Consider the following 9,831-nt stretch of genomic DNA (forward strand, 5'->3'; position numbering starts at 1 on the left):
GGCGCAGCTGGCGCTGTTCGCGCTGGCCGCCTGGTGGGGCGTCAGGCTGGCAACCCGGCCGCTGACCCGGCTGGCCCGGGCGGCCGACGGGCTGGACCCCGAGCGAGCGGCGCTGGCCAGTCCGCTGGACGAGAACGGTCCGACCGAGGTCGCCGGTGCCGCGCGCGCCTTCAATGCGATGCAGCGGCGCATCGCCGCCCATCTGGCCGAGCGAGCGCAGATCCTGGCCGCCGTCTCGCACGATCTGCAGACCCCGATCACCCGGATGCGGCTGCGCGCCGAGCTGCTGGACGAGGGTCCGCTGCGCGAGCGCCTGCAGGCCGATCTGGGCCAGATGCAGGCCCTGGTCGAGGAAGGCATCGCCTATGCGCGCAGCGCCCATGCGGCGCTGGAGCCGCCCTGCCGCACCGATCTGTGCGCGCTGCTCGATGCCTTGGTCTGCGACTACCAGGACCTCGGCGCCCCGCTGAGCCTGCAGGCCGAGGCGGTGGCGCCGCTGCTGACGCGGCCGCTGACCCTGCGCCGCCTGGTCGGCAATCTGCTGGACAACGCGCTGAAGTTCGCCGGCAGCGCCGAGCTGAGTCTGGTGCCGACCGGGGCGGGCATCGAGATCACCGTCGCGGACCGCGGGCCCGGCATCCCCGAGGATCAGCTGGCCGCAGTGCTGCAGCCCTTCCATCGCCTGGAAGGTTCGCGCAACCGCGGCAGCGGCGGCACCGGCCTGGGCCTGGCGATCGCCGAGCAACTGGCGCTGAGCCTGGGCGGCCGGCTGAGCCTGGCGAACCGCGACGGCGGCGGCCTGTGCGCGACGCTGAGCCTGCCCGCCGAGCGTCTCAGCGCCTAAACAGGCTCTGCCAGCCCTGGCGCGGGCTCATGTCCTGCAGATGCCAGTCGGCCGGATCGAAGCGGCGCCGGGTCGGCGCGTGGCGCGGGAAGCCGGCGGCGTTCTGGCTCTCGCTGTCGATGATCTGGCCGCGCGCCTCGGCGACATCGGACAGCAGCTTGAAGTCGATAGCATCGCGGGCCCAGGGCCGCGCGCCGGCGGCCAGCATCAGCTCGGCCTCCAGCCGTTCGGCCGGCAGGGCTTGCAGCCCCGGCGGCAGATAGGGCTGCTCGGCGGCGACGATGCGGGCCGGGCCGGCCGTGTAGACCCCGGTCTGCGCGAGCGCACGGCCGGCCATGTCCAGCGCCACATTGCCTTGCATGAACAGCTCCACATCGCCATGGCCGCCCAGCGCGAACAGCGGTGTGCCGGCCAGTGTGTCGGGCCCATGGCGCAGCACATTGCCGACCAGGCTGATCCGGCCGGTCTGGTAGGGCTGGCCGGCCCATTCATGCGCGACCAGGTTGTAGTGCACCGCCTTGGCGCCGGGGTTGTAGATCAGGTTGTTGACCATGGCCGCCTGCACCCCGCCCTTGAACAGCGCATTGCGCTCGCGGTTGGACGCATAGACATTGCCGTAGATCAGGATGGCGCTGGCGTTGTCATGGATCAGCGAGCCCTTGGAGTGCTCCCCCTTCTCGTGCACCGAGTTCGCCAGGCCCTCGTAGATCAGGTTGTGGCTGAAGGTGATCTGGCGGCCGGTGTGCTGGCGCCACTGCGCGGGCGTGGCGCCCTCGAAGCGCGGGCCGGAGATCGACAGGTTCTCGTCGGTGGCCCAGGAGAAGCTGCAGTGGTCGACGATGATGTTGTGGGCCGCACCGGCGGTCGAGATGCCGTCCTGGTCGCCGCCGCCCTTCTTGGGCCGGCCGAACTCGCCGGGCCGGAACCTCAGGTGCTGGACGATCACATCATGCGTGGCGATCAGGGTTTCGGCCTTGATCACGGTGATGCCGGGGTCCGGCGCGGTCTGGCCGGCCACGGTCACGAAGGGGTCGCGGATCTGCAGCTTGGCGCCCGCCATATCGATCACGCCGCCGACCTCGAAGACCACGATGCGCGGCCCCTGGGCCTCCAGCGCCGCGCGCAGCGAACCGGGGCCGTCGGCCGCCAGCGTGTCGACGCGCAGGATGCGGCCGCCCTGCCCGCCCTGGGTCGTGGCCCAGCCGGGATGGGCGATGCCGGCGCGGTCCAGCGCGTGGACGGCGGGCACCCCCAGCATCAGCCACGCGGCGAGCGCCATCCGATCGATCCTCATGGAATCCCCTAGCATTTCCGAAACAGTGTTTCGATATTCTATGAAGACACTTTCATTTCGGGCACAGGGCTGTCCCTGAAGCCGCATGAGGCCGCATGAACCCAGACGACAAGACGCCATCGACCTGGCTGCTGACCGGCGCCGCAGGCACCCTGGGCAGGGTGCTGCGCGCGCCGCTGGGCCGGGCCTGCCACCGGCTGCGGCTCAGCGACCGCCTGCCGCTGGACGGCGGCCTGGCCGCGCATGAAGAGCAGCAGCCCTGCGACCTGGCCGACCGCGCCGCGGTGCAGGCCCTGCTGCGGGGTGTCGACGCCGTCGTGCACCTGGGCGGTGTCAGCGTCGAGAGCCCTTATGAGCAGATCGCGCCGGCCAATCTGGACGGGGTCTTCCATCTCTACGAGGCGGCCCGCCTGGCCGGCACGCGCCGCATCGTCTTCGCCAGCTCCAACCATGTGACCGGGGGCTACGAGCGCGGCGCCGCGCTGAGCCCTCAGGACCCGCCACGGCCGGACGGCTATTACGGCCTCAGCAAGCTGTTCGGCGAGGGCATGGCCCGGCTCTACTGGGACCGCTACGGCATCGAGTCGGTCTGCCTGCGCATAGGCACCGCGACGGCCGAGCCGCCCGACGCGCGCGCGCTGTCCACCTGGCTGAGCCATGCCGACCTGCAGCGCCTGGTGCTGGCGGCGCTGCGTGCGCCGGCGGTCGGCTGCCTGACGGTCTACGGCGTCTCGGCCAACCCCGATCGCTGGTGGAGCGAGGACGGCTGGGCGCAGATCGGCTACCGCCCGCAGGACAGCGCCGAGGCCTGGCGCGCCAGCGTCGGCGCCATCGACTTCCCCGCCGGCACACCGATGGCACGGCTGCAGGGCGGCAGCTTTCTGGGCCTGGGCCCCTTTGAAACCCAGCGGGCCAAGCCATGACGCCCGAGCTCTGGTGGCAGGGCGACAGCCAGCTCGCCGAAAGCCCGCTGTGGTCGGCCGAGGCGGCCGCCTTCTTCTGGGTCGACATCAGTGGCCGGCGCCTGTGGCGCCACGACGGCTCGGCCGCGGCGGCACGCAGCTGGGCGCTGCCGCAGCCGATCGGCTGCATCGCGCTGCGCGAGGGCGGCGGGCTGATCGCAGCGCTGCAGGACGGAGTCTATGCGCTCGATCTCGACGACAGCACTGCCGCTAGGCTGCGCCTGCTCGCCGCCGCAACGCATGGGGCCGATATGCGATTCAACGACGGCCGCTGCGACCGCCAGGGCCGCTTCTGGGTCGGCAGCCTGCATATGGCCGGCGGCGCCGCGCGCCAGGCCAAGGGCCGGCTGGCGCGCCTGTCCGCGCCGGGCGAGGCAGGCCTTTGGCAGCCGGCGCTGCGCGAGGATCTGCTGGTGGCCAACGGCCTGGGCTTCAGCCCCGACGGCGGCACGCTGTACTTCAGCGACTCGCATGCTTCGCAGGCCCGGGTCTGGGCCTGCGACTACGACGGCGAGACCGGCCGCGCCGGCGCGCCGCGCGACTTCATCACCGCGCTGCCGGCGGGCCGCCCCGATGGCGCGGCGGTCGACGCCGAGGGCGGCTACTGGATCTGCGCCAACGACGGCGCGGCAGTGCTGCGCTACACGCCGGCCGGCCGGCTGGACCGCCGCATCGCACTGCCGGTGGCCAAGCCGACCATGTGCACCTTCGGCGGGCCGGCGCTGGACCTGCTGCTGATCGCCTCGATGCGCCCCGAAGAGGGCGTCACGACCAACCCGCTGGACGGCGCGCTGTTTGCGCTGCGCCCCGGCGTTCAAGGACTTCCGGAAACACCCCACCCCTGCACCGAGATCAAGGAGACAACACCATGAAACAGTACAAGCTGGCCGGCCTGGCCCTCGCCGCGCTGGCGCTGATGGGCAAGGACGCTGCCGCGATCGAGTTCCGCTCGGCCGATGTGCACAACGCCGACGACTACCCCACCGTGGCCGCCGTCAAGTACATGAGCGAGCTGCTGGCCCAGAAGAGCGGCGGCAAGCACAAGATCAAGGTCTTCAACAAGGGCGCGCTGGGCACCGAGAAGGAGACCATAGACCAGGTCAAGATCGGCGCGCTGGAGATGACACGCGTCAACATCAGCCCGATGAACGCAATCTGCGCCAAGACCCAGGTGCCGACCATGCCCTTTCTGTTCCGCTCGGTCGAGCATATGCGCAAGAGCCTGGACGGCCCGGTCGGCGAGGAGATCCTGAAAAGCTGCGAGGCCCAGGGCTTTGTCGGCCTGGCCTTCTACGACAGCGGCGCCCGCTCGATCTACGGCCGCAAGCCGGTCAAGAACGTGGCCGATGCCAAGGGCATGAAGATCCGCGTGCAGCAGAGCGATCTGTGGGTGGCCCTGGTCAGCGCGATGGGCGCGAATGCGACGCCGATGCCGATCGGCGAGGTCTACACCGGGCTGAAGACCGGGCTGATCGATGCGGCCGAGAACAATGTGCCCTCCTACGACGGCTTCAAGCACTATGAGGCTGTCAAGTACTACTCGAAGACCGAACATTCGATGGCGCCTGAGATGCTGCTGATGAGCAAGGCCGTGTTCGACAAGCTGCCCAAGGCCGACCAGGACCTGGTGCGCGCGGCGGCCAAGGAATCGGTGGCCTTCCAGCGCAAGAAGTGGGACGAGCAGGAGGCCAAGAGCCTGGCCGCGGTCAAGGCCGGCGGGGCCGAGATCGTCGAGGTCGACAAGGCCGGCTTCCAGGCCCAGATGGGCCCGGTCTACGCCAAGTTCATGACCACGCCGGATCTGCAGCGCCTGGTCAAGGCGGTGCAGGACACCCAGTGAGGTCTCACTTCACGAGGCTGTGCGCGGGCCTGTCCAAGCTGGCCCTGATGGCGGCGGTGGCGGGCCTGATCGCGGTGGTGCTGTGCGTGCAATTCCAGGTGGTGGGCCGCTATGTGTTCAATGACACCCCCACCTGGGCCGAGGCGCTGGCGATGCTCTTGATACTCTTCGTGACCGCCTTCGGCGTCGCGGTCGGGGTGCGCGACGCCGGCCATATCGGCCTGGAGTCGCTGGCGGCCCTGCTGCCCGAGAAGCTGCGGCACAAGCTGGAGCTGCTGATCCATGCGCTGGTCGCGCTGTTCGGCGCGCTGATGGCCAAGAGCGGCTGGCTCTGGGCCACGCTGAAGTGGAACGAGCGCAAGCCCATGCTCAATGTGCCCGAGGGCATCGACTATGTGCCCATCGTGATCGCCGGCGTGCTGATCGTGCTGTTTTCAATCGAACATATCGTCGCGCTGCTGAAGGGCGAGACTGTGGAGCCAGCGTGGAATTAACGGTACTTGGAATCAGCTTCACGGTGCTGCTGCTGCTGGGCGTGCCGGTGGCCTTTGCGATAGGCCTGGCCTCGGTGGCCACCATCATCGCCGCCGGCCTGCCGGTGGCGGTGGTGTTCCAGAAGATGGTCGGCGGCATGCAGGTGTGCTCCTTTCTGGCCATCCCCGACTTCGACTTTGCCGGCGAGCTGATGCTGCCCGGCGGCATCGCCGACCGCATCGGGCGCTTCGCCAACAGCCTCGTCGGCCATGTGCGCGGCGGCCTCGGGATGAGCAATGTGCTGGGCTGCACCCTGTTCGGCGGCGTGGCCGGCTCGCCGCTGGCCGATGTGTCGGCGATGGGCTCGGTGATGATCCCGCTGATGAAGAAGCAGGGCTATCACGCCGACTACGCGGTCAATGTGACCACGCACGCCTCGCTGGTCGGCGCGCTGATGCCTACCTCGCACAATCTGATCATCTTCACGCTGGCCACCGCCGGCATCGCGGCGGTCAGCGTGTTCGACCTGATCCTGGCGGCGCTGATCCCGGCCGTGCTGCTGACCCTCGCCAACCTGGCCGCCGCCTACGGCGTCGCGGTCAAGCGCGGCTACCCGACCCATGGCGCCTTCCCCGGCTGGGCCGCCGTGCTGGCCGCCTTCATCGGCGCGCTGCCGGGCCTGCTGATCGTCGTCATCATCCTGGTGGGCATTCTCAGCGGGGTATTCACCGCCACCGAGTCGGCGGCGACGGCCGTATTCTGGGCGCTCTTGATCACGGTCTTCGTCTACCGCTCGCTGAGCTGGTCGCACTTTCTGAAGGCCTGCGCCAAGGCCTGCAAGACCACCGGCGTGGTGCTGCTGCTGATCGGCATTTCCTCGGCCTTCGGCTACTTCATGGCGCTGTACGAGGTGCCGCAGAAGACCGGCGAGCTGATGACCGCCATCACCAGCTCGCCCTGGGTGATCTTCCTGATGGTCAACATCCTGCTGTTCCTGCTCGGCACCTTTCTGGACATGGCGGCCACCATCCTGATCTGCACGCCGATCTTTCTGCCGATCTGCCAGCAGTTCGGCATGAGCCCGGTGCAGTTCGGCATCATGATGCTGATCAACTGCGCGCTGGGGCTGAACACCCCGCCGGTGGGCAGCACCCAGTTCGTCGGCTGCGCGATCGGCGAGATCTCGGTGGGCGAGGTGATGCGATCCATCCTGCCCTTTTACGGCGCGCTGACCGCGACCCTGATGCTGGTGACCTATGTGCCGGCCTTCTCGCTGTGGCTGCCGGGCCTGTTCAGATAGCGCTCGCCAACTGATACGCTCCTGCCTGGTATGGCAAGTCTGCAGGCAGGACATGAGCGAACAGAAAATCGAGTTGTATGAAGGCCCGGCCGGCGGCTGGGGCGCGCTGAGAAGCGTGGCCCGGCAGCTGTTCGAGCAGGACATCGTCGCCAAGGGCGCAAGAACCCTGCTGCACGCCAACCAGCCCGACGGTTTCGACTGCCCCGGCTGCGCCTGGCCCGACCGCAACCATGCGTCCAGCTTCGAGTTCTGCGAGAACGGGGTCAAGGCCGTCGCGGCCGAGGCCACCAGCCGGCGCGCCACGCCCGCCGTGATCGGCGCCAAGACCGTCAGCGAATGGGCGCAGGAGAGCGACTTCGCGCTGGAGGCCACCGGCCGCCTGACCGAACCCATGGTCTACGACGCGGCCAGCGACCGCTACCGCGCCATCGCCTGGGACGATGCCTTTGCGCTGATCGCCCGCGAGCTGCAGGGCCTGGCCGACCCCAACGAGGCGATCTTCTACACCTCGGGCCGCACCAGCAACGAGGCCGCCTTCCTGTACCAGCTGTTTGTGCGCGAGTTCGGCACCAACAACTTCCCCGACTGCTCGAATATGTGCCACGAGCCCAGCGGCTCGGGACTGCGCCCGACCATCGGCGTTGGCAAGGGCACGGTGACCCTGGATGATTTCGAGCAGGCCGATGCGATCTTCATCTTCGGCCAGAACCCCGGCACCAATCACCCGCGCATGCTGGGCGAGCTGCGCGCGGCCGCCAAGCGCGGCGCGAAGATCGTCAGCTTCAATCCGCTGCGCGAGCGCGGCCTGGAGCGCTTTGCCGACCCGCAGAACAAGCTGGAGATGGCCACCTTCGGCTCGACGGCCATCAGCAGCCACTACTTCCAGCTCAAGATCGGCGGCGATCTGGCGCTGCTGAAGGGCCTCTGCAAGCGCGTGATCGAGCTGGACGATGCGGCGCCGGTGCTGGACCGCGACTTCATCGCCGCGCACACGGTCGGCGTCGAGGCGCTGATCGCCGATCTGCGCGCCGAGTCCTGGGACCTGATCGTGGCCGAGTCGGGCCTGAGCCAGGCCCAGATCCACCAGGCCGCCGAGCTCTATGCCGGCAGCCAGCGCGTGATCGTCTGCTGGGGCATGGGCATCACCCAGCACCAGCATGCGGTGGCGACAATCCAGATGATTGCCAATCTGCTGCTGCTGCGCGGCAATATCGGCCGGCCCGGCGCCGGCGCCTGCCCGGTGCGCGGCCACAGCAATGTGCAGGGCGACCGCACGATGGGCATTTACGAGAAGCCCGCCGCCGCCTTTCTGGACCGCCTGGGCGAGGTGTTCGGCTTCGAGCCGCCGCGCGCGCACGGCGTCGACACGGTCGGCGCGATCGAGGCCATGCGCGACGGCCAGGCCAAGGTCTTCATCGCGATGGGCGGCAATTTCGCCGCGGCAACACCTGACACCGCCGCCACCTGGGCGGCGCTGCGGCGCTGCGCGCTGACCGTGCATGTGGCGACGAAGTTCAACCGCAGCCATGTGGTCCATGGCCGCCAGGCCCTGCTGCTGCCCTGCCTGGGCCGCACCGAGATCGATATGCAGGCCGGCGGGCCGCAGGGCGTGACGGTGGAGGACTCGATGAGCATGGTCCATCTGTCGGCCGGGCTGAACGCACCGGCCTCGGAGCACTTGCTGTCCGAGCCGATGATCGTCGCCCGCCTGGCCGCCGCCACCTTGCCGGCCAGCCGCACGCCCTGGCTGGCGCTGGCCGGCAACTATGCGGCGATCCGCGACAAGATAGCGGCGGTGTTCCCCGACTTCGCCGGCTTCAACGAGAAGATCAAGACGCCCGGCGGCTTTCGCCTGCGCAACACCGCGTCGGAGCGGGTCTGGGCCACGGCCTCGGGCAAGGCCGAGTTCCGCTGCCACGCCGTGCCCACCGATACCAGCGTGCATCGCGCCCGACGCCGGCAGCAACAGGACACCATCGTGTTCGCGCTCGCGACGGTGCGCTCGCACGATCAGTACAACACCACCATCTACGGCATGGACGACCGCTATCGCGGCGTGTGGGGCCATCGCCGCGTGGTCTTCATCAACGCCGAGGACCTGCGCCAGATCGGCATGCAGGCCGGCGACTGGGTGGACATCACGAGCCTTTATGACGACGGGCACGCGCTTGTGAAGGAACGGCGCGCCGAGCGCTTCCTGCTGGTCGAGTACGACATCCCGCGCGGCTGCCTGGCCAGCTACTACCCGGAGACCAATCCGCTGGTGCCGCTGCAGAGTTTTGCCATCGACGCGCGCACGCCCACCTCCAAATCGATCCCGGTGAAGCTCAGTGTCCACGCTGCTGTCTGAGAACCTGCTGCACACGCTGGCCGAGTTCGATCAGGAGAACGGGGGCCGGGGCGTCGCGCTGACCCGCATCGGCAAGCGCCTGGGCCTCAATGTCAGCCTGCTGATGCGCGAGTACACGCAGCTCAGCGACGCGCGGCTGGGCGGCGTCGCCGGCCCGGGCTGGGTGCGGCTGGCCTGCGATGAGGAAGGCAGCGGCCGCTGGCTGGTGCATCTGACCGAGCAGGGGCGCGCGCAATGCCGATGACGACCAGCGAGACTATCCAGGCCCTGGCGGTGCAACGCATCAGCGGCGCCGAGCGGCAGGCGCAGCTCGACCAGGTCGCGGTGGAGCTGCCGNCAGCGAGACTATCCAGGCCCTGGCGGTGCAACGCATCAGCGGCGCCGAGCGGCAGGCGCAGCTCGACCAGGTCGCGGTGGAGCTGCCGGTGGCCCTGGTCTTCAACGGCATTTCGCAGGCCGTGATGATGGCCACGCCGGCCGACCTGGAGGCCTTCGCGCTGGGCTTCGCGCTGTCAGAAGGCCTGCTGCAGTCGCGCGCCGAATGCTATGGCATCGAGCTGCTGTTCCAGCCGGAAGGCTGCGAGGTACAACTGCAGGTGGCGGCCAGCGCCGAGATGCGCTTGAAGGAGCGGCGCCGCACGCTGGTCGGCCGCACCGGCTGCGGTCTGTGCGGCATCGACAGCCTGCGCCAGCTCGACCTGGCCCCGCAGCCGCTGGCCGCCACTGCCCGCCGCGAGATCGCCCCCGCCGCCGTGGCCCGCACCTTC

The 9,831-nt window shown here is 69.4% G+C and carries 10 protein-coding genes; 9 read left to right on the forward strand and 1 reads right to left on the reverse strand.

Features of this window, described 5'->3' with window-relative positions:
- Positions 1-844, forward strand: an 844-nt coding sequence (locus tag PO768_RS26230; protein WP_272648404.1) for an ATP-binding protein, incomplete at its 5' end; no start/stop codon positions are given.
- Here PO768_RS26230 and PO768_RS26235 read toward each other — a convergent pair.
- Complete coding sequence (locus PO768_RS26235) at positions 834-2,123, reverse strand: pectate lyase family protein (RefSeq protein ID WP_272648405.1); 1,290 nt, start codon at positions 2,121-2,123, stop codon at positions 834-836. The genes PO768_RS26230 and PO768_RS26235 overlap by 11 nt on opposite strands.
- Before the next feature lie 110 nt (positions 2,124-2,233).
- Between PO768_RS26235 and PO768_RS26240 the strand changes: the two genes are divergently transcribed.
- The 8 genes from PO768_RS26240 to PO768_RS26275 form a co-directional block, all read left to right on the forward strand.
- Complete coding sequence (locus PO768_RS26240) at positions 2,234-3,061, forward strand: NAD-dependent epimerase/dehydratase family protein (RefSeq protein ID WP_272648406.1); 828 nt, start codon at positions 2,234-2,236, stop codon at positions 3,059-3,061.
- Positions 3,058-3,972: an SMP-30/gluconolactonase/LRE family protein gene (locus PO768_RS26245; RefSeq protein WP_272648407.1), complete on the forward strand. Its 915-nt coding sequence runs from the start codon at positions 3,058-3,060 to the stop codon at positions 3,970-3,972. The genes PO768_RS26240 and PO768_RS26245 overlap by 4 nt, the downstream gene beginning before the upstream one ends.
- Positions 3,969-4,940 carry a TRAP transporter substrate-binding protein gene (locus PO768_RS26250; RefSeq protein WP_272648408.1) on the forward strand — a complete coding sequence of 324 codons (972 nt, stop codon included), beginning with the start codon at positions 3,969-3,971 and terminating at the stop codon, positions 4,938-4,940. The genes PO768_RS26245 and PO768_RS26250 overlap by 4 nt, the downstream gene beginning before the upstream one ends.
- A gap of 47 nt (positions 4,941-4,987) precedes the next feature.
- Positions 4,988-5,434, forward strand: a complete 447-nt coding sequence (locus PO768_RS26255; protein WP_269838896.1) for a TRAP transporter small permease — start codon at positions 4,988-4,990, stop codon at positions 5,432-5,434.
- A complete protein-coding gene (locus tag PO768_RS26260; RefSeq protein WP_272648409.1) occupies positions 5,425-6,714 on the forward strand; it encodes a TRAP transporter large permease in 1,290 nt (429 codons plus the stop codon). The genes PO768_RS26255 and PO768_RS26260 overlap by 10 nt, the downstream gene beginning before the upstream one ends.
- Positions 6,715-6,766: 52 nt before the next feature.
- Positions 6,767-9,064, forward strand: coding sequence for an FdhF/YdeP family oxidoreductase (locus PO768_RS26265; protein ID WP_272648410.1), 2,298 nt, complete (start codon positions 6,767-6,769; stop codon positions 9,062-9,064).
- The gene (locus PO768_RS26270) at positions 9,045-9,308 is read left to right on the forward strand and encodes a hypothetical protein (protein ID WP_262969910.1); all 264 of its coding nucleotides are present in this window, start codon (positions 9,045-9,047) and stop codon (positions 9,306-9,308) included. Before PO768_RS26265 ends, PO768_RS26270 begins: the two co-directional genes overlap by 20 nt.
- 118 nt (positions 9,309-9,426) lie before the next feature.
- Positions 9,427-9,831: formate dehydrogenase accessory sulfurtransferase FdhD (locus tag PO768_RS26275; RefSeq protein WP_336297788.1), on the forward strand; the 405-nt coding region annotated here is incomplete at its 3' end.

The sequence above is a fragment of the Paucibacter sp. XJ19-41 genome (assembly GCF_028462495.1).
Taxonomy (GTDB): domain Bacteria; phylum Pseudomonadota; class Gammaproteobacteria; order Burkholderiales; family Burkholderiaceae_C; genus Roseateles_E.